The 19,983-nt window shown below is 68.1% G+C and carries 18 protein-coding genes and 1 other RNA gene; 10 read left to right on the top strand and 9 right to left on the bottom strand.

Annotated features, from left to right (window positions below; genetic code table 11):
- Positions 1 to 79: 79 nt before the first annotated feature.
- Both BSE24067_RS27745 and BSE24067_RS27740 read left to right on the top strand, forming a co-directional pair.
- Positions 80 to 541: a MerR family transcriptional regulator gene (locus BSE24067_RS27745; RefSeq protein ID WP_151067291.1), complete on the top strand. Its 462-nt coding sequence runs from the start codon at positions 80 to 82 to the stop codon at positions 539 to 541.
- Positions 525 to 983, top strand: a complete 459-nt coding sequence (locus BSE24067_RS27740) for a carboxymuconolactone decarboxylase family protein (protein ID WP_244130519.1) — start codon at positions 525 to 527, stop codon at positions 981 to 983. The genes BSE24067_RS27745 and BSE24067_RS27740 overlap by 17 nt, the downstream gene beginning before the upstream one ends.
- A gap of 28 nt (positions 984 to 1,011) precedes the next feature.
- Here BSE24067_RS27740 and BSE24067_RS27735 read toward each other — a convergent pair whose 3' ends face one another.
- Positions 1,012 to 2,928, bottom strand: a complete 1,917-nt coding sequence (locus tag BSE24067_RS27735; protein ID WP_174904922.1) for a sigma-54-dependent Fis family transcriptional regulator — start codon at positions 2,926 to 2,928, stop codon at positions 1,012 to 1,014.
- Positions 2,929 to 3,452: 524 nt separating this feature from the next.
- Here BSE24067_RS27735 and BSE24067_RS27730 point away from each other — a divergent pair.
- The 6 genes from BSE24067_RS27730 to lipA all read left to right on the top strand — a co-directional run bounded on the left by BSE24067_RS27730 (position 3,453) and on the right by lipA (position 9,571).
- Positions 3,453 to 4,511: an ATP-NAD kinase family protein gene (locus BSE24067_RS27730; protein WP_151067697.1), complete on the top strand. Its 1,059-nt coding sequence runs from the start codon at positions 3,453 to 3,455 to the stop codon at positions 4,509 to 4,511.
- A gap of 60 nt (positions 4,512 to 4,571) precedes the next feature.
- Positions 4,572 to 5,348 carry an SDR family NAD(P)-dependent oxidoreductase gene (locus BSE24067_RS27725; protein ID WP_151067695.1) on the top strand — a complete coding sequence of 259 codons (777 nt, stop codon included), beginning with the start codon at positions 4,572 to 4,574 and terminating at the stop codon, positions 5,346 to 5,348.
- 76 nt (positions 5,349 to 5,424) lie between these two features.
- Entirely contained in the window at positions 5,425 to 6,408 is a 984-nt protein-coding gene (locus BSE24067_RS27720; protein ID WP_151067693.1) for a thiamine pyrophosphate-dependent dehydrogenase E1 component subunit alpha, read from the top strand.
- A 70-nt stretch (positions 6,409 to 6,478) separates the two neighbouring features.
- Positions 6,479 to 7,483: an alpha-ketoacid dehydrogenase subunit beta gene (locus tag BSE24067_RS27715; protein WP_151067691.1), complete on the top strand. Its 1,005-nt coding sequence runs from the start codon at positions 6,479 to 6,481 to the stop codon at positions 7,481 to 7,483.
- 4 nt (positions 7,484 to 7,487) lie between these two features.
- A complete protein-coding gene (locus BSE24067_RS27710; RefSeq protein ID WP_151067689.1) occupies positions 7,488 to 8,603 on the top strand; it encodes an acetoin dehydrogenase dihydrolipoyllysine-residue acetyltransferase subunit in 1,116 nt (371 codons plus the stop codon).
- A 2-nt stretch (positions 8,604 to 8,605) separates the two neighbouring features.
- Positions 8,606 to 9,571, top strand: a complete 966-nt coding sequence (gene lipA, locus BSE24067_RS27705) for a lipoyl synthase (protein ID WP_151067687.1) — start codon at positions 8,606 to 8,608, stop codon at positions 9,569 to 9,571.
- A 15-nt stretch (positions 9,572 to 9,586) separates the two neighbouring features.
- Here the strand turns inward: lipA and BSE24067_RS27700 are convergent, their stop codons facing one another.
- The 8 genes from BSE24067_RS27700 to trxA all read right to left on the bottom strand — a co-directional run bounded on the left by BSE24067_RS27700 (position 9,587) and on the right by trxA (position 18,187).
- Complete coding sequence (locus BSE24067_RS27700) at positions 9,587 to 10,942, bottom strand: MATE family efflux transporter (protein ID WP_151067685.1); 1,356 nt, start codon at positions 10,940 to 10,942, stop codon at positions 9,587 to 9,589.
- A 2-nt stretch (positions 10,943 to 10,944) separates the two neighbouring features.
- Entirely contained in the window at positions 10,945 to 12,777 is a 1,833-nt protein-coding gene (locus BSE24067_RS27695) for an ArnT family glycosyltransferase (RefSeq protein ID WP_151067683.1), read from the bottom strand.
- Positions 12,778 to 12,921: 144 nt separating this feature from the next.
- On the bottom strand, positions 12,922 to 13,188 hold the full coding sequence (locus BSE24067_RS27690) for a type B 50S ribosomal protein L31 (RefSeq protein WP_151067681.1): 267 nt from the start codon (positions 13,186 to 13,188) through the stop codon (positions 12,922 to 12,924).
- Positions 13,189 to 13,345: 157 nt separating this feature from the next.
- On the bottom strand, positions 13,346 to 14,179 hold the full coding sequence (locus BSE24067_RS27685) for a M90 family metallopeptidase (protein ID WP_151067680.1): 834 nt from the start codon (positions 14,177 to 14,179) through the stop codon (positions 13,346 to 13,348).
- Positions 14,180 to 14,217: 38 nt separating this feature from the next.
- Positions 14,218 to 15,774, bottom strand: a complete 1,557-nt coding sequence (locus BSE24067_RS27680) for an MFS transporter (RefSeq protein WP_151067678.1) — start codon at positions 15,772 to 15,774, stop codon at positions 14,218 to 14,220.
- A complete protein-coding gene (locus tag BSE24067_RS27675) occupies positions 15,771 to 16,271 on the bottom strand; it encodes a MerR family transcriptional regulator (protein WP_151067676.1) in 501 nt (166 codons plus the stop codon). The genes BSE24067_RS27680 and BSE24067_RS27675 overlap by 4 nt, the downstream gene beginning before the upstream one ends.
- A 132-nt stretch (positions 16,272 to 16,403) precedes the next feature.
- Positions 16,404 to 17,666: a transcription termination factor Rho gene (gene rho / locus BSE24067_RS27670; protein ID WP_006478662.1), complete on the bottom strand. Its 1,263-nt coding sequence runs from the start codon at positions 17,664 to 17,666 to the stop codon at positions 16,404 to 16,406.
- 194 nt (positions 17,667 to 17,860) lie between these two features.
- Complete coding sequence (gene trxA / locus BSE24067_RS27665; protein ID WP_006402348.1) at positions 17,861 to 18,187, bottom strand: thioredoxin TrxA; 327 nt, start codon at positions 18,185 to 18,187, stop codon at positions 17,861 to 17,863.
- 402 nt (positions 18,188 to 18,589) lie between these two features.
- Between trxA and ffs the strand changes: the two genes are divergently transcribed.
- An RNA gene (gene ffs / locus BSE24067_RS27660) (signal recognition particle sRNA small type) lies at positions 18,590 to 18,688 on the top strand.
- Between the two features lie 127 nt (positions 18,689 to 18,815).
- Positions 18,816 to 19,983: DNA polymerase III subunit gamma/tau (dnaX, locus tag BSE24067_RS27655; protein ID WP_174904920.1), on the top strand; the 1,168-nt coding region annotated here is incomplete at its 3' end.

The following is a 19,983-nucleotide window of genomic DNA, read 5'->3' as shown; positions in this document are numbered from 1 at the left end:
GTGTCGGCGGATGTCGCGGCACTGGCCGTTCGACAATGCTTGACTTAGAGTGAACTCTAACTCCTAACCTGTTCCTGCCATGTCGAAAACCGTATCCGCCCCTGCTGCCGCCGGTCCGCTGACGATCGGACAAGTCGCCGAACAGACCGGCGTGTCGACCCATACGCTGCGGTACTACGAGCAGGCCGGGTTGCTGCGCGCGATCTCGCGCACGGCGGCCGGGCACCGGCTCTATGCGCCGGCCGACCTTGACTGGCTCGCCTTCGTGATGCGCCTGAAGGCGACCGGCATGCCGATCGCGCAGATGCAGCAGTTTGCGGCGCTGCGCGCGCAGGGCGAGTCGACGTTCGGTGCGCGGCGCGACTTGCTGGCCGCGCATCGCGATGCGGTGCGTGCGCACATCGCGGAATTGCAGGCAAGCCTCGACGCGATCGGCGACAAGATCACGTACTACGAGACGCAGGCGCGCGAGACGGAACGACGGGCGAACTTTTCTCAATCATCCCCGGAACAGGACGGACACCATGGAACGACTCGTTGAAGACCGCTACACGCGCGGCTGGAACAAGCTGAAGGAAATCGACGGAGAAGCAGGTGAACGCGTGATCGCGTCGCTGGCGCCGATCGCGCCGGATTTCGGGCGTCTGCTCGTCGAATTCGCGTTCGGCGACATCTACAGCCGGCCGCAGCTCGACCTGAAAGCGCGCGAAATCGCGACGATCGCCGCGCTGGCCGCGCTCGGCAATGCGCAGCCGCAACTGAAGGTGCATATCGAGGCCGCGCTGAACGTCGGCTGCACGCGCGACGAGATCGTCGAAGTCTTCATGCAGATGGCCGTGTATGCAGGGATGCCGGCTGCGCTCAACGCGCTGTTCGCCGCGCATGAAGTGTTCACGCGGCGCGATGCGGCAGCCGGCGACGGCGGCGGCGACGGCAGCGGCGACGGTGGCGGCACGGCCGGCGAGGTCGCGCACGCGGCGTGACGCGACGCGTGCCGGCGCACCCGATGCATCAGACGCGATGCGGCGCGACGATCCGGTGCTTCGCGATCCGCCGGTACAGCGTCGCGCGCGAGATGCCGAGCGCCTGCGCGGCCGCGTCGGGCCGCCACCGATGCGCGGTGAGCGCCGCGACGATGCGGCCGCGTTCGTCGTCCGGCAGCACGCCGGCCGGGCCACCGCCGAGCTGCGCGGCGAGATCGGCCGGCAGGTCGCGCCGCGTCACGCGTGCGGCGTCGCATACCGCGCACGCATAGCGGAGCACGTTGCGCAACTGGCGCACGTTGCCGGGCCACGGATACGCGGCGAGCTGTTCGGCGAGCGTCGCATCGAGCGTGAGGACGTGGCCCGTCGCCTGCGCTTCCTCGGCGAATACGGCGGCGATCACGTCGCGCACGTCCGCTCGCTCGCGCAGCGGCGGCAGCTCGAACGTCGCGCCGCTCAGCCGGTAATACAGATCCTCGCGGAACGTGCCGTCGGCCACCATCCGCGCGAGATCGCGGTGTGTCGCGCAGATCACGTCGAGATCGACGCGCACCGGCGTATCGCTGCCGAGCGGCACGACCTCGCCGTCGGCGAGCACGCGCAGGAGCCGCGTCTGCAGCGAGAGCGGCATGTCGCCGATTTCGTCGAGGAACAGCGTGCCGCCGTCGGCGAGCGCGATCTTGCCGCGCGCGCCGTGCTTGCGCGCACCGGTAAACGCACCGGCCGCGTAGCCGAACAGCTCGCTTTCGATCAGCGCCTCGGGCAGCGCGCCGCAGTTGACCGCGACGAACGGCCGCGCGCGCCTTGCACCGGCATCGTGGATCGCGCGCGCGAAGACTTCCTTGCCCGCGCCGGTTTCGCCCAGCACGAGAATCGGCAGCCGCTTGCTCGCCACGCGCAGCGCGAGCTCGGCCTGCTGCGCGACGCGCGCATCGCTGCTCTGCAGGAACGGCGTCAGCGCGCCGACGTGTCGCTGCGCGGTGCCGGGCCGGCGCGATGCGGCGCCGGCGTCGCGGCCCGCGCGCCGTAGCGGCGCGCGCAAGCGCGCATAGAGCGGCGCGCCGGTCGCGCGCAGCCGCAGCGTGACGATCGCATCGAGCCGCGCGGCGTCGCGCAGCGGCATCTCGGTCGCATCGAAGATTTCGTCGATATGGCGCGGTTCGCGCAGCGCGGGCAGCGCGTCGCGCGCGTGCCGGTTCGCGGCGACGATGTTGCCGCATTCGTCGAACGCGATCAGCCATTCGGGCTGCGCCTCGACGTAGTGACGATTCGGATGACCGAACAATATCCAGTGCTGCGCGGTGCTGTGCACGAAATAGCCGTCCTCGATCAGCGCCGCGCTCTGCCGCACGAGCTGGTACACGAGCCGCTGGCTGTCGCGGTTGTCCGGCGACTGCACGGCCGATGCGTCGAGCACGCCGATCAGTTCGCCGGTCGGCGAGAAGATCGGCGCCGCGCTGCAGGTGAGCGTCGTGAATGCCGCGCGGAAGTGATCGGTCTTGTGCACGGTGATCGGCGCGAGATCGGTCAGCACGCTCGCGACGCCGCAGGTGCCTTCCTCGCTTTCCGACCAGCACGAGCCGATGTGCAGCCCCGCGTGGCGGAAGTCGGTGCGGCGCTCGCGATCGATCCGGTAGTCGATCGTCACGCCGTGCGCATCGGTCAGCATCACGCAATAGTCGGCTACGCGAATCATGTCGTGCAGGCGCGTCAGGCATTGGCCCGATGCGCGCAGGAACGCCTCCTCCTTGTCGCGCACCTCGCGCAGCTCGGCCGCCGTCAGCACGCGCGGGCCGATCGACGAAGCGGGATCGAGCGCATAGCGCTCGAGCGAGCGCTGCCACGATGACACCAGGCGCGCCGAATCCGCCGGCGCGGGCAGGCGTCCTGCGAGCGCGCCGAGCACACGGTCGGCGTGCTGGGCCTGGGGAACGGCATAGGGCATGGTCGGCTCCGGTTCCGTACGGCGGGGAATTCGATGTTCTTGTAGCACATCCGCCCGTGCCGATCACATTGCATCGCAGCACGCGCGCGGCGTGAGACGTTCGTCTCAGCGGCATCTCAGCCGGTCTCGTGCGGTTGAGACGCGCGGTTGGGCCGGGCGAGGCACCGGCGCGCAGCACGGCGACGCACGCCGCGCCGCGATCCGCGTGCGCCGCGGGCCGGCGCGCCGCGCGAATCGGCGAGCCGAAACCGGCGCGCACACAGATCGGCGATGTGAGACGGAAGGGCGATTTCACCGCATGCCGGGTTGCCGGAACGACGAACCGCGATGACCGATGTGCCCGCCGAGCCAGTCCACGCGCGGGTTTAGCGGTCGCTGCACGCACGATGGCACGCCGCTTGCAGATATGACGGGCAAGCCCGGCGCGATTGCGTGGGCGACGACGATCCGCCGCCCTCGACGGCGGCGGACGACAGAAGCAGCGCCGGCGTGCGAGCGCCGGTCCACTGGATGGAGACAAGCCCGTGACGACGCCCGTGACCGTCGGCGTGATCGCGAACCCCGCATCGGGACGCGACATTCGCCGCCTGACGACGCATGCATCCGTGTTCCCGACGGCAGAGAAGGCCAACATGGTCGTGCGTCTGCTCGCCGGCCTCGGCGCGATGGGCGTCGAGCGCGTGCTGACGCTGCGCGACAAGACGGGCATCGCGACGCTGCTGATGCGCGCGCTCGACACGCATCGCGCGGTCGCGCCGCACCAACGCTGGCCCGACGTCGAATTCGTCGACCTGCCGATTTCCGATACCGTCGCCGACACGCACGCCGGCGCGGCTTACATGCACCGGATGGAAGCCGCGCTGATCGTCGTGCTCGGCGGCGACGGCACCCATCGCGCGGTTGCCGCGCATTGCGGCGCGACGCCGCTCGTCGCGCTGTCCACCGGCACCAACAACGCGTTTCCCGAACATCGCGAGGCGACCGTCGCGGGCGTTGCCGCCGGGCTCGCCGCGACCGGCGCCGTGCCGGCCGACGTCGCGTTCGCACGCAACAAGCGACTCGTCGTGCGCTGCGTCGCCGGCGCGAACGCGGGGCGCGAGGAAATCGCGCTCGTCGACGTGTGCGCGGCGCGCCAGCGCTTCATCGGCGCACGCGCGATCTCGGGGCCCGACGACATCGATTCGCTCTACCTGACGTTCGCGGAGCCCGACGGCATCGGCCTGTCCGCGCTCGGCGGCGCGTGGGCGCCGCTCGAGCGCAGCGCGCCGCACGGGCTCGCGATGCGCTTCGCGACCGGCGGCAACGCGGCCGGCACGCCGCTCGTCGCACCGATCGCGCCGGGCCGCGTCGATCGCGTCGTGATGCGCAGCTGCGAGCGGCTCGAGCCGGACACGTGGCAGACGATTCCGTTCGAGCACGGCACGCTCGCGTTCGACGGCGAGCGCGAGATCGAAGTCGCGCGCGGCGACCGCTACGAGATCGCGCTCGACTGGCGCGGGCCGCTGACGGTCGACGTGGGCCGCACGCTGCGTTACGCGTCGTCCCGGCAGGTGTTGCGCGACGCCGGCGCGTGGCGCGGTTGAGCGCGGTGCGTGCCGGAAGCGCATTTCGCTATCCATAACGACGATCAAGGAGACATCGCCATGACACTCCCTCTCGAAGGACAGGTCGCCATCGTGACCGGCGGCGCGCGCGGCATCGGCCGCGGCATTGCGCTGACGCTCGCCGGTGCCGGCGCCGACATCCTGCTGGCCGATCTGCTCGACGACGCGCTCGACGCGACCGCCGGCGAGATACGCGCGCTCGGCCGCCGTGCGGCGGTCGCGAAGGTCGACGTCACGCAGGCCGCGCAGGTCGACACGATGGTCGCGCAGGCGCTTGCCGAGCTGGGCGGACTCGACATTCTCGTGAACTGCGCGGGCGTGATCAGCATTCATCCGGTCGACGCACTGAGCGAGCGCGACTGGGATTTCGTGATGGACGTGAACGCGAAGGGCACGTTCCTCGGTTGCCGCGCGGCGCTCTCGCATCTGAAGCGTCAGGGGCGCGGCCGGATCATTAACGTCGCATCGATCGCCGGCAAGGAGGGCTTTCCGAATCTCGCCCACTACAGCGCGTCGAAATTCGCGGTGGTCGGCTTCACCAACGCGCTCGCGAAGGAGCTCGCGCGCGACGGCGTGACCGTCAACGCGATCTGCCCGGGCATCGTGCGGACCCACATGTGGGACCGGCTGTCCGACGAATGGAAGACCGACGGCGAATCGGTCGAGGAATCGTGGCAGCGGCACCAGCTCACGCTGATTCCGCAGGGGCGCGCGCAGACGCCCGAGGACATGGGCCGGCTCGCGCTGTTCTTCGCGACGATGGACAACGTGACCGGCCAGGCCGTGAACGTCGACGGCGGCTTCACGTTCCATTGACGGCGCAAGCCGTGCAATCCGTCGCCGGGGCGCTGCCGCGGCGGCATTCGCAGTCAGACCAACTCAGGAGACACACATGACCGTTTCGACACAGCTCAGCAGGGACACGCTGCTGGACGCCTACCGGCTGATGCGCACGATCCGCGAATTCGAGGAGCGCCTGCACGTCGAGTTCGCGACCGGCGAAATCCCCGGCTTCGTTCACCTGTACGCGGGCGAGGAAGCGTCCGCGGTCGGCACGATGCTGCACCTCGGCCTCGAAGACTACGTCGCCACCACGCACCGCGGGCACGGCCACTGCATCGCGAAAGGCGTCGACGTGCACGGGATGATGGCCGAGATTTACGGCAAGAAGACGGGCGTCTGCCATGGCAAGGGCGGCTCGATGCACATCGCGGACCTCGCGATGGGGATGCTCGGCGCAAACGGGATCGTCGGCGCGGGCGGCCCGCTCGTGTGCGGCGCGGCGCTCGCGGCCAAGCACAAGAAAACCGGCGGCGTCGGCGTGTGCTTCTTCGGCGACGGCGCGTCGAACCAGGGCGTGATCTTCGAATCGATGAACCTCGCGTCGGTGTGGCGGCTGCCGGCGATCTTCGTCGCCGAAAACAACGGATATGCGGAAGCGACGTCGTCGAGCTGGTCGGTCGCGACCGACAACATCGCCGATCGCGCGAACGGCTTCGGGATGCCGGGCGTGATCGTCGACGGCTTCGATTTCTTCGCGGTGCACGAGGCGCTCGGCGAAGCGGTCGCACGCGCGCGCAACGGCGGCGGCCCGACGCTCGTCGAGGTGAAGTTCACGCGCTACTTCGGCCACTTCGAAGGCGATGCGCAGACCTACCGTGCGCCGGGCGAAGTGCAGAAGCTGCGCGACGAGAAGGATTGCCTGAAGCATTTCGAAGCGCGCGTCGTGCGCGCCGAGGTGCTGACGGCCGACGAGCTGCGGGCCGTCGATGCACAGGTGAAGGCGCTGATCGACGACGCGGTCGCGCAGGCGAAGGCCGCGCCGCTGCCCGACGCGGCCGACCTGCTGACCGACGTGTACGTGTCCTACCCGTGACCACGATCTGACGCACACACTCGCGGCCGGCACGGCCGGCGCGACGAACCGACTATTCCAGGAGACAGACATGGCAAGGAAGATCACTTATTCGCAGGCGATCAACGAGGCGCTCGCGCAGGAAATGGCGCGCGACGACAGCGTGATCGTGATGGGCGAGGACAACGCGGGCGGGGCGGGCGCGCCGGGCGAGGACGACGCGTGGGGCGGCGTGCTCGGCGTGACGAAGGGGCTGTTCCACAAGTTTCCGGGCCGCGTGCTCGATACGCCGCTGTCGGAAGGCGGCTACATCGGCGCGGCGGTCGGCGCGGCCGCGTGCGGGATGCGGCCGGTCGCGGAGCTGATGTTCATCGATTTCATGGGCGTGTGCTTCGACCAGATCTTCAACCAGGCCGCGAAATTCCGCTACATGTTCGGCGGCAAGGCCGTGACGCCGGTCGTGATCCGCGCGATGTACGGCGCCGGACTGCGCGCGGCCGCGCAGCATTCGCAGATGCTCACGTCGTTGTTTACGCACATCCCGGGGCTGAAGGTCGTCTGCCCGTCGACGCCGTATGACGCGAAGGGGCTGCTGATCCAGTCGATCCGCGACAACGATCCGGTGATCTTCCTCGAACACAAGCTGCTCTATACGCGCGAAGGCGACGTGCCCGAGGAGTCCTATGCGATTCCGTTCGGCGAGGCGAACGTCGTGCGCGAAGGCGACGACGCGACGATCGTCACGTACGGCCGCATGGTGCATCTCGCGACCGACGCGGCCGCGAAGCTCGCGAAGGACGGCGTCCACGTCGACGTGATCGACCTGCGCACGACGTCGCCGCTCGACGAGGACACGATCCTCGAAAGCGCGGAGCGCACCGGGCGCGTGGTGGTCGTCGACGAAGCGAACCCGCGCTGCTCGATCGCGACCGACATCGCCGCGCTCGTCGCGCAGCGCGCGTTCCGCTCGCTGAAGGCGCCGATCGAGCTCGTGACCGCGCCGCATACGCCCACGCCGTTCGCCGGCGTGCTCGAAGACCTGTATATCCCGTCCGCCGACGCAATCGCGCAGGCGGTTCTGAAGACGAGGAGCTGACACGATGTCGATTCACATGATCACGATGCCCAAGTGGGGGCTGTCGATGGAGCAGGGGCAGGTCAACGGCTGGCTGAAGGCGATCGGCGAGCGCGTGACGAAAGGCGACGAGGTGCTCGACGTCGAGACCGACAAGATCTCGTCGGGCGTCGAGTGCCCGTTCGACGGCACGCTGCGCCGGCAGATCGCGCAGGAGGGCGATACGCTGCCGGTCGGTGCGCTGCTCGGCGTGGTTGCGGCGGCCGATGCAAGCGATGCCGACATCGATGCGGCGATCGCGGAATTCCAGCGCGATTTCGTGCCGAGCGCGGCCGCCGACGACGCGGCCGGCCCGCAGCCCGAAAAGGCGCAGATCGGCGGGCGCACGATCCGCTTCCTGAAGCTCGGCGACGGTTCGGGCACGCCCGCGGTGCTGATCCACGGCTTCGGCGGCGACCTGAACAACTGGCTGTTCAATCACGCGGAACTCGCGAAGCATCGGCCGGTGTGGGCGCTCGATTTGCCGGGCCACGGCGAGTCGGCCAAGGCGGTCGACACCGGCAGCCTCGACGAGCTGGCCGACGCGGTGCTCGCGCTGCTCGATGCGCAGCACGTCGAGCGCGCGCACCTGATCGGCCATTCGATGGGCGGCGCGGTGGCGATGACGCTGGCCGGCAGCGCACCGGAGCGCGTGGCGTCGCTGACGCTGATCGCGAGCGCGGGGCTCGGCGCGGACATCAATCGCGGCTACATCGACGGCTTCGTCGCCGGCAACAGCCGCAATACGCTGAAGCCGCACCTCGGCGCGCTGTTCGCGGACAACGCGCTCGTCACGCGGCAACTCGTCGAGGATCTCGTCAAGTACAAGCGGCTCGAAGGCGTGCAGGCCGCACTGGAGAAGATCGCGAACGCCGCGTTCGACGGCGCGACGCAGCGGCGCGTGTTCCGCGACCGCCTCGCGTCGCTCGCGCCGCGCACGCTCGTGATCTGGGGCGAGCGCGACGAGGTCATTCCCGTCCAGCATGCGCGGGGTTTGCCGGCCGGCGTGCGGGCCGAGGTGATCGCCGGCAGCGGCCACATGGTGCAGATGGAAGCGGCCGCCGACGTGAACCGCCTGATCGTCGCGTTCCTCGGAGACTGACGATGGCCGCCGCGCTCGAACGACCCAGTCTCACCGCGCTCGGCCAGCCGGGCGCGAGAAGCCGCGACAAGCTCGCGCGCATCCCGGTGCGCGTCGAGCCGGCGGCCGGCGCGGCGCTGCCGAAGCCGCCGTGGCTGCGGGCGCGGCCGATGATGAGCGCGGCGGTCGCCGACATGGCGGCCGTGCTGCGCGATCACCGGCTGCATTCGGTCTGCGAGGAGGCGATGTGCCCGAACATCGGCGAATGCTTCGCGCAGCGCACCGCCACCTTCATGATCATGGGCGGACTGTGCACGCGGCGCTGCCCGTTCTGCGACGTCGCGCACGGCCGCCCCGAGCCGCTTGACGCGGATGAACCCGCGCGGCTCGCCGACGCGGTCGCGGCGCTCGGGCTGCGCTACGTCGTGATCACGTCGGTCGATCGGGACGACCTGCGCGACGGCGGCGCCGCGCACTTTGCGGCCTGCATCGCGGCGGTGCGCGCGAGCGTGCCCGGGATCGGCGTCGAGGTGCTGACGCCCGATTTCCGCGGCCGCGTTCCGCGTGCGCTCGACGCATTGTCGTCGGCGTGGCCGGACGTGTTCAATCACAACATCGAGACCGTGCCGTCGCTGTATCGGGCGGCGCGCCCCGGCGCCGACTATCGCGGCTCGCTCGAGCTGCTCGCGCGGGCGAAGGCCGCGCGGCCGACGCTCGTGACCAAATCCGGGTTGATGCTGGGGCTCGGCGAGCGTGACCACGAGGTGCGCGACACGCTGCGCGACCTGCGCGCGCACGAGGTCGACGTGCTGACGCTGGGCCAGTATCTCGCGCCGTCCGCGCACCATCTGCCGGTACGGCGCTACGTGAGCCCGGACGCGTTCGCCGCGTGGCGCGACGAGGGGCTGGCGCTCGGTTTCAGGGAAGTGGTCGCGGGCCCGCTCGTGCGCTCGTCGTATCACGCGGCAGACGTGCTGGAGAATACGTAGGCCGCCGGCCGTGCGTCAGCGGCGCACGGCAACGTGCGCGCGGCTGACGCGGCGCAGGTAGAGCGCGAGTCCGGCGCCCGCGAGCATCAGGCTGATCGTGTTCGCGAACCAGAAGCCGCGCGCGCCGGTCAGCCACGCGGGCGCGATGCCGCCAACGTCGAAGCCGAGCACGTAGCCGCCGCCGAGCCCGACGCCCCACAGCGCGACCGCGTAGATGACGGTCGGCACGACGGCGACCTTGTACGCGCGCAGCACGAAGGCGGACGTGATCTGCAGCGCGTCGAAAAAGTGATAGCAGGTGACGATCGCGACCAGCGGCAGCGCGGCGGCGGCCACGGCCGGGTTCGGCGTGTAGCCGCCGACGATCAGCGGCCGCAACATGAACACGAGCACGCCGTATGCGGCCGCGATCGAGCACGCGAGGATCACGCTGTGCCGGCCGAGCAGGCGCGCTTCGTCCGGGCGGCCGGCACCGAGCGCGCGCGCGACGAGCGTCGACGCTGCGACGCCGATCGACAGCGGCGTCATGTACAGCACCGCGCCGATGTTGCCGGCGATCTGGTGGCCCGCGAGCGTCGTCGTGCCGAATTGCGCGATGAAGAGCGCCATGCACGTGTACGACGTGACCTCGATCAGGTACGACAGGCCCATCGGCACGCCGAGCTTCAGCAGCGCCTTCTGGCGTTCCCACACGGGCAGGCAAAAGCGCGAGAAGATCGCGAGCGGCGCGAACACGTCGAGCTTCGCGAGCAGCAGGAAGCCGATCAGTGCGAGCGCCCAGTTGATCAGCGTGCTCGCGAGCCCGCAGCCGGGCCCGCCGAGGGCCGGCACGCCGAACCCGCCGAAGATGAACCACACGTTGAGCGGAAACTTGAGCAGCAGCGCGCCGATCTGCAGGATCATCGCGAGGCGCGGCTTGCCTGCCGCGTTGGTCAGCGCGTTGTAGATCCGGAACACGAGGCTCGCCGGCAGCCCGTACGACAGAATCCGCAGGTAGTCGACGGTGCGGTCGTGCAGCGCGGGCGGCGCGTGCGCGACGCGCAGCAGCGGCTCGGGAAAATGCAGCAGCAGGAAGCCCGGCACCGCGAGCATCAGCGCGAGCCACAGTGCCTGGCGGACTTCCTCGCCGATCTCCGCATGGCGCCGCGCGCCATAGAGCTGGCCGGCGATCGGCTGCAGCGCGGACAGGATGCCCGTCATCGCAATGTAGACCGACACGTAGATCGACGAACCGAGCCCGAGCGCGGCGAGATCGATGGCCGAGTAGCGGCCGACCATCGCGGTGTCGATCACGCCGAACGCGATGATCGCGAGCTGGCCGACGAGCACCGGCCACGCGAGCCCGACGATCCGGCGGATGTCGGCGAACATCGTCAATCGACCGTCCGGTGGCGCGGGCCGCGGCGCTTGACGGGTGCCACCGGCCGTTCGATCCGCTCGTACAGCCGGAAGCGCTCGTCGCGGTCGGCGACGCGGCGGCCTTCCCACACGAGACGCCATACGTATCGCGACATCGCGCTCGGCTCGCCGAAGTCCGCGCGGTCCTGGCGCAGGATCACGTCGCAGTCGCCGGAGAATTCGAAGTGCATGTCGCCGAAGTACGCGAAGGTCGCGATCTGCGCGTCGCCGAGCCGCACGGGCGAGATGCACTCGTAATCCTTCGGCAGATGCGACGCGATCTGCCGCGCGACGTCGCTGTAGGTGCGGCCGTAGTTGACGATCGGCAGCCACAGCGTCATCAGCAGCACCCACATCAGCGTGGTGCCCGCGCCCGACAGCACGACGCTGCGCCACAGCACCTTCGGCTGGCGCGAGATGCGCCAGCGCGCGAGCAGGCACCAGCAGACGGTGACGATCACCGCGCAGATGAACGACAGGATCTTGAAGTGCGGCTCGTAGCCTGGCACGAGCCGCGCGAGGTTGCGCGCGAGCGGATGCGGGAAGCCGGTGAGCGACGCGAGCCACACGAGCCACACGAACGTGCCGAGGATCGTGAAGCTTAGCACCGCGAACCAGTCGATCGCGTTGATCGCGCCGCGCTTGAGCGTCGGCAGCGCGAACGTCGCGAGCACCGCGAGCGGCGGCAGCAGCAGCATGTACATGCGGTTCGACTGCTGGCTTTGCAGGATCACGAGCGCGACGAGCGGCACCACGACGGACAGCGGAATCGCGATGTGCGCGCGGCGCCGCATCCCGGCCCAGCTCCACCATGCCCAGATCGCGAGCGGCCACGCCGGCCACGTGAACAGCGGCAGGTTCTTCGCCGCATAGCCGAGCACCGCGGTCGGCGGGCCCGAGAAGCGCATCAGGCTGCCGTGGATCCATTGGTTGAAGAACCATGCGGCGTCGTCCGGCGCTGCGTTGAACGCGGCGAGCGGCCACAGCGCGAAGATCGCGGCCGCGAGCGGCAGCCCGATCAGCGGCAGGCGCAGGTTGCGCATCTCCGGCGTGACGAGCCACAGCGCGGCCGTGCCGGCGAGCAGCGCGACGACGAGCACCGGGTTGCCGGACAGCGCGACGAGGCCCGTCGCGACACCCCACCACAGCGCGCCTTGCATCGGCTTGTCGATGCCGCGCACGATGCCGTACACGAGCATCGCGATCCACGCGAATTGCGCGAGCTGCGGTGTCGTTTCGTGGCCGCGTTCCGCGAGCCCGAAGCACGCGACCAGGATCAGCAGCGCGCCGTCGGCGAGCGTGCGGCCGTAGTCGCGCGGCTCGGGCTCGCCGCCGAACGCGTACTTGAACGGCTGGACCTCGGCGCGCCGGCCGAGCAGGTACGCCGCGTACCAGACGAACGCGCATGCGACACAGAACAGCACGCCGGTATCGACGCGCGACGCGTTGCTCGCATCGACCCAAGGCGCGAGCGCGCGGATCGACAGCGCGCCGAGCCAGTAGCCGAGCGGCCCGTCGGTCGTGATGAACTTGCCGACGAGGTTCGGCAGCAGCCAGTCGTGCCAGCCGCCGGTGGCCATCGTCCACATCACGCCGAAGCCCGCCGCGTCCTCGTTCTTCCACGGATCGCGGCCGAACAGCCCGAACGCCGCGTAGACGAGGCAGAGCGTGAGCAGCAGCCAGCGCGGCAGCGCGCGCGTGGCGGAGGCGGTGAGACGAACGACAGGCTTCATGCAGATGTGCGATTTGTTATGAGCGGGCGGCCGGCGAGGGCGTGCGCGGCCGGGCCGGATTCGGGCATCCGGCATTGTAGACGCGCCGGCCGTGGCGCGTCAGGCGATTGGCGGGCTGCCGCAGCAGCGTTTTCCGGCGAGCGGAGACAAAAAAGGGCAGCCTGGGGCTGCCCTTTCGTGCGGTACCGGTACGTTGCAACCACCGGATCGGTGCAAAGCTTACTTCGCTGCAGCCTTGCCGCTGGCGCGTGCGCCGAACTTGTTCTTGAACTTCTCGACACGGCCTGCCGTGTCCATGATCTTTTGCTGACCCGTGTAGAACGAGTGCGATTCCGACGACACTTCGATCTTGGCGAGCGGGTAGGTCTTGCCTTCGTGTTCGATCGTTTCACGCGTCTGGATCGTCGAGCGCGTGATGAACTTGAAGCCGTTCGACATGTCTTGGAAGACGACTTCGCGGTAGTCCGGGTGAATGCCAGGTTTCATGATGTTCCTTGGTGAGAGCGGTAGCCAACCCGCCGCTTGCCGTGCCGGACCGCACGAAACCGCGCGATTCAGCCGCCGTCAAGCCCGGCGCGAGCCACTTGCCTAAGGTCGAAAAACGGCGATTATGCCAGAAAATCAGACGGTTGACGAATAATTTTCATTGCGCGTCGAGCGCGCCGGTGCGGGCCGGATCCTGCCGGTAGTAGCGGGCAAGGAGCCGGTACAGCTCCGGAAATTCGGACTCGAACGCGCGCGGCCGCACGAACAGCGCCTCGCTGCACACCGCGAAGAACTCCGACGGGTGGTCGGCCGCATACGGATCGATCAGCGAGTCGCGCTCGAAGCGCGCCCACGCGCGGTCCGGCACCGCGTCGACCCGCGCGCAGAACTGGTCGTACGCATGCTCGAACACGTCGGCCCATGCCTGCGCGTCGAGGTGCGGCGCGTGCCAGCGGCGAAAAAGGGGCGGATACCCGTCGGCCTCGCCGTTGACCATGTCGATCTTGTGCGCGAACTCGTGGATCACGACGTTGTATGCGTCGCGGCCGTCCGTCATCTGCGCGTCCTCCCACGACAGGATCACGGGGCCGCCTGCCCACGCTTCGCCGCTCGCGTCCTGCTCGACTTCATGGACGACGCCGTCCTCGTCCTGCACGGTCTTGCGGATCAGGAATTCGCCCGGATACACGACGACGCCGACCCACCCGTCGTACAGCGACAAATCGAGATTCAGCACTGGCAGGCATGCCTGCGCGGCGATCGCGACGATCATCTCGTCGGTCAGCTCGAGCCCGTGCGCGGTCGAAAACGACTTCTTCGCGATGAACAGGCTCGTCAGCTCGCGCAGCCGGCCGAGGTCGCCGGGCGGCAGCGCGTCGAGGAACGGCAGACGTGCGACGGTGTCCTGCCACAACGCATCGGCGATCGGATGGCTGCGCAGTGCGCGGTCGCGGCGGCGGTCGTCGAACCAGCGGGTCAGTTTCGAGAGCATGGGGGCGGCGCGGGAAAAACCAAAGCCTGTCTTTTAACTCAATCGATCTCTTTTTGCCATGCCGCGAACAGGCCGCCGACGAACGCGACGCCCGCGAGGAAATAGAAGCCGTCGAGCGATGCGAGGAACGACGCCTGTTGCGCGACCATCCGCGCGATCGATGCGATCGCGAGGCCGTGCGCTTCGTTCAGCGCATGGCCGGCTGCCGCATAGCTGCGTGCAAGCGCATCGACGGTCTGCTGGAACAGCGGATCGAACACGTTCGCGCGCTCGACGAGCCGTGTCTGGTGCACGGCAACACGATGCTGCTCGACGATGATCACCGACGACGTCGCGAACGAAATCGTCAACTGCCGCACGATGTTCTTCAGCCGGTAGCCGTGCGTGTATTCGTCGATCGCGAAGATGCGGAACGTCAGGTTCGCGACCGGCAGCACGATGAACAGCAGCAGCAACCCGCGCAGCAGCAGCGGAACGATCAGCGCGGCCTCGCCGACCTGCGGCGTCATCCGCGTCATCCACAGCGCGGCGACGATCGCGATCGCGAAACCCGGCACGACGAACCATTTCTTGTGCGTGACGCGCTTTGCATGGCGCAGGTATGCGAACAGCGCGGTGCCCGAGATCAGCGACATCGTGCCGACCAGGCGCCCGGCATTCTCGACCGGATAGCCGAGGCCGCCTTCGAGCAGGCGGGAAGTCAGGTAGCTGAAGCCCGTCGACTCGTAGTAATAAAACATGTACAGCAGCAGCCCGATCTGGAACGTGCGCTCGCGAAACGCATGCAGCGGCACGAGCGGCGTCGGATGGTTCCACTGGTGATACGCGAACCACGCGAGCGCGCCGAGGCCGGCGAACGTCAGCATGATCAGCATCGGCGAGCCGCTGTAGAGCTGGTAGTGCACCTGCTGCAGCACGATCTGCAGCGCGCCTTGCGCGAGCGCGAACACGACGTACGGCCAGAAATGCCCGGAGCCGCGCGCGTCGTCGGGTGTGCGGCCGGAGTCGGGCAGCGTGACGAGCGCGAGGATCGCGAACGCAATGCCCGCGGGCGCCGTGCACGCGAACAGCGCGCGCCACGTCGAATGCGCGACCAGCAGCCCGCCGACGATCGGCGCGAGCGCGCTGCCGAGCAGGATCATGATCAGGAACGCGCGCGTGGCGGGCGGCCGCTCCTGCGGCTTGAAGCTGATCTGGATCAGGATCCGGCATGCGCCCATCATCGGGCCGATGAAGTAGCCCTGGAAACCGCGCGCGAACGCGAGCTCGAGCGACGTGTCGGCGAGCGCGGCCGCGATCGCGCCGAACGAGAACATCAGCATGCAGCCGGCGACGTAGCGGCGATGCCCGAGCCGATCGACCCACCATTGCTGCTGCAGGATCCCGAGTACGGCAGTGACCGCATACGCGCTCGACGACCACACGAGTTCGTCCGGCGACGCGTTGATGCCGCCGGCGATGTAGCTCGCGAAGAACGAGAACGCCGCGTTGTCGAAGTAGTCGATGCCGGTGACGAGCGCGAGCGCCCACGGGAACAGGTCCGCGCGCAGGTTCGCGCGGCTCCAGAGCGGCGAGCGGCCGGGCGCGACGTTCATTCGCGATCCTTGCGCGTGCGCCGCGAGCCGGCATCCGCCAGCCGCTGCGCGATCAGCGCGTCCGCGTTTTCTCCGGCGAGACGCCGTTCGATGTAGTCGATGTCGTGCTGCAGTTCCTTGCGCAGCGCGACGGCTTCCTTCAGTTCGCGCTGGACGGCCGCGATCCGCCGGTCGAGCGTGTCGATCTGTTCGGCGAGCCCCGTGCGGATGTCGCGCAGCGACGCGTCCGAGTAGCGGCGCCGGCCGTCGCCCGTTTCTTCGAGCGGGCGCTTGAGCATCTCGGTGATCCCGTGCAGCGAAAAGCCGAGCGCGCGCAGCCGCAGGATGCGCGCGAAGCGTTCGAGATCGGCCTCGTCATAGAGCCGATAGCGGCCGCTGCTGCGCGACGGCGTGACGAGCCCGCGCTCCTCGTAATACTTGAGCGTGCGCGGTGTGACGCCGAGTCGCGCTGCGGCGTCGCTCACGGTCAGGAGCGCGGAAGAGGTGTCGTTCGGCATCGGGATGGCGGGGCGTTGGTCGAGGCGATGGCGGAATTATAGATCAACCTGTACGTTCACGTTCATGTTGACGCGAAAAAACGGCCGCCGGGCGAGACGCGCGGGCGGCCGTTCGGTGTGCGGCGACGGCGATCAGCCGCCGCGGCGCATCAGATCGAAGAACTCGGAGTTGCTCTTCGTCTGGCGGATCTTGTCGAGCAGGAATTCCATTGCCTCGACTTCGTCCATGTCGTGGATGAACTTGCGCAGCACCCAGATCTTTTGCAGGATCTCGGGCTTGATCAGCATTTCTTCGCGGCGCGTGCCCGACTTGTTCAGGTTGATCGACGGGTAGACGCGCTTTTCCGCGAGGCGGCGCTCGAGGTGCACTTCCATGTTGCCGGTTCCCTTGAACTCTTCGTAGATCACGTCGTCCATGCGGCTGCCGGTTTCGATCAGCGCGGTGCCGATGATCGTCAGCGAACCGCCTTCCTCGATGTTGCGCGCCGCGCCGAAGAAGCGCTTCGGACGCTGCAGTGCGTTCGCGTCGACACCACCGGTCAGCACCTTGCCCGACGCCGGAATCACGGTGTTGTACGCACGCGCGAGACGCGTGATCGAGTCGAGCAGGATCACGACATCGTGCTTCATCTCGACCAGGCGCTTCGCCTTCTCGATCACCATTTCGGCGACCTGCACGTGACGCGTGGCCGGTTCGTCGAACGTCGATGCGATCACTTCGCCGGCGACCGAGCGCTGCATTTCGGTCACTTCTTCAGGGCGTTCGTCGATCAGCAGCACGAACAGGATCACGTCCGGGTGGTTCTGCTTGATCGCGTGCGCGATGTGCTGGAGCATCACGGTCTTGCCGGACTTCGGCGACGCGACCAGCAGGCCGCGCTGGCCCTTGCCGATCGGCGCGATCATGTCGATGATGCGGCCCGTGACGTTTTCTTCGCCGCGCATTTCGCGTTCGAGCGACAGCGGCTTGTTCGGGTGCAGCGGCGTGAGGTTCTCGAACATGATCTTGTGTTTCGAGGCCTCGGGCGGCTGCCCGTTGACTTTGTCGACCTTCACCAGCGCGAAGTAGCGCTCGCCGTCCTTCGGCGTGCGGACTTCGCCTTCGATGGTGTCGCCGGTGTGCAGGTTGAAGCGGCGGATCTGCGACGGGCTGATATAGATGTCGTCGGTGCTGGCGAGGTACGACATTTCAGGCGAGCGCAGGAAGCCGAAGCCGTCCGGCAGCACTTCGAGCGTGCCGTCGCCGAAGATCGTCTCTCCCGTCTTGGCGCGCTTTTTGAGAATGGCGAACATCAGCTCCTGCTTGCGCAGGCGGTTCGCGTTTTCGATCTCCAGGCCGTTGGCCATTTCGATCAGTTCGGACACGTGCAGAGACTTGAGCTCGGATAAATGCATACGGAGAACCCGCCAGGGAGGAGAAGCGACGAAAAGAAATAAGGGAGGAGGGCGAGCGGAGGCGCTCTGAGACTTAATGCGTCTTGTAGACGTTTTTTGATTCTAGCATATGCCGATTCGCGCCTGAGCGGCCGATCGGCGGCTGGACGACGGACGTGTTGTCGGTAGACAACACGTCCGCGCAACGGCCTCTATTACAGGTGGCTGTCCAGGAATGCGGTGAGCTGCGACTTCGACAGCGCGCCGACCTTCTGCGCGGCAGCCGCGCCGTTCTTGAACAGGATCAGCGTCGGGATGCCGCGCACGCCGAACTTCGCGGGCGTTGCCTGGTTGTCGTCGACGTTGATCTTCGCGATCTGCAGCTTGTCGCCGTAGTCCTTCGCGACTTCGTCGAGGATCGGGGCGATCATCTTGCAGGGGCCGCACCATTCGGCCCAGAAGTCGACGAGCACGGGCTTGTCGGATTTGACGACGTCCTGTTCGAACGATGCGTCGCTGATGTGTTTGATCTGTTCGCTCATTGGGTCAATACCTCTTTCGGTTCGGGGACTGCCTGCTTGGCGCGTTGCGGCGCTCCGGCCGCCTGTCGGCTGCCGGCCGCTGCGGCAGGTCACTCCGCTCTCCGGAAGGAAGGGCGCAGGCGCTGCATGGCGCGGCTCGCGGGTCGTTCGGGCGTCATATTAGCCTAAATTGCTATCTGCTGCGGGCGGCGATAGTAGCCGCTACGCGAGTAGGGGTACGACGCGCCGTTCGACCGTTGTGATCCGAAGGTGGAGGTGCGCTCGCGAATTGCAAGAGCGGCGGCATGGCAACGTGTGCGCATGCGTGAGTTTGGGCCGGCACGCGCGCCGGTTGGTGCGATCGTTCGCATTGTTGCGAACAAACGGTCGCATTCGGCAGGAAGCGGTGATAGAATATGCCGTGACGGGCCTCCTCGCATGGTGGGGCGGTGAACCTGGTCAGGTCGGGAACGAAGCAGCCACAATCGTTTTCCGCCAGTGCCGAGGGTCGGGCTCGTCACCTTTCCTCTCGCCCCGTTCGCCGGGCGTTTTTTATTTCCGCGTCATTCTCCGTTTTGCCCGCGCTTTGCCCGCATTCCGCACCGTTTCGCGTGTCGGCGCGACGCAGCGTTACTGATACAATTTCCCGATGACCTATCAAGTTCTCGCACGCAAGTGGCGTCCGAAGGATTTCGCTTCGCTCGTCGGCCAGGAGCACGTCGTCAGGGCGCTCACGCACGCGCTCGACGGCGGGCGTCTCCATCACGCCTATCTGTTTACCGGAACCCGCGGCGTCGGCAAGACGACGCTGTCGCGGATCTTCGCGAAGGCGCTCAACTGTGAAACCGGCGTCACGTCGCAGCCGTGCGGCGTGTGCCGCGCGTGCCGCGAGATCGACGAAGGCCGCTTCGTCGACTACGTCGAAATGGACGCCGCGAGCAACCGCGGCGTCGACGAGATGGCCGCGCTGCTCGAGCGTGCGGTGTACGCGCCCGTCGATGCGCGCTTCAAGGTCTACATGATCGACGAAGTGCACATGCTGACGAACCACGCGTTCAACGCGATGCTGAAGACGCTCGAGGAGCCGCCGCCGCACGTCAAGTTCATCCTCGCGACCACCGATCCGCAGAAGATTCCGGTCACCGTGCTGTCGCGCTGCCTGCAGTTCAACCTGAAGCAGATGCCGGCCGGACACATCGTGTCGCATCTCGAACGGATTCTCGGCGAAGAGCGGATTTCGTTCGAGCAGCAGGCGCTGCGCCTGCTCGCGCGCGCCGCGCAGGGCAGCATGCGCGACGCGCTGTCGCTGACCGACCAGGCGATCGCCTATTCGGCGAACGAAGTGACCGAATCGGCGGTGTCGGGCATGCTCGGCGCGCTTGATCAAACCTACATGGTGCGCCTGCTCGATGCGCTCGCGGCGGGCAACGGTCCGGAGATCCTCGCGATCGCGGACGAAATGTCGTTGCGCAGCCTGTCCTTTTCCACCGCGCTGCAGGATCTCGCGAGCCTGCTGCACCGGATCGCGTGGGCGCAGTTCGCGCCGGGCTCGGTCCTCGACGAATGGCCGGAAGCGGCCGACTTGCGCCGCTTCGCGGAGATGCTGAGTCCGGAGCAGGTTCAGCTGTTCTATCAGATCGCGACGGTCGGACGCGCGGAGCTCGGTCTCGCGCCGGACGAATACGCGGGCTTCACGATGACGTTGCTGCGGATGCTCGCGTTCGAGCCGGCCGTCGGCACCGGCAGTGCGCCGGGCGGCCAGCCGGCCGCACCGCGTGCCGTGCCTGCACCCGCGCCGCGTGCGGCAGCGGCCGCCG

The organism is Burkholderia latens, assembly GCF_902499045.1.
Classification (GTDB): domain Bacteria; phylum Pseudomonadota; class Gammaproteobacteria; order Burkholderiales; family Burkholderiaceae; genus Burkholderia; species Burkholderia latens.
Note: the sequence above shows the minus strand (reverse complement) of the source record. Positions and strands in the feature narration are given on the sequence as shown.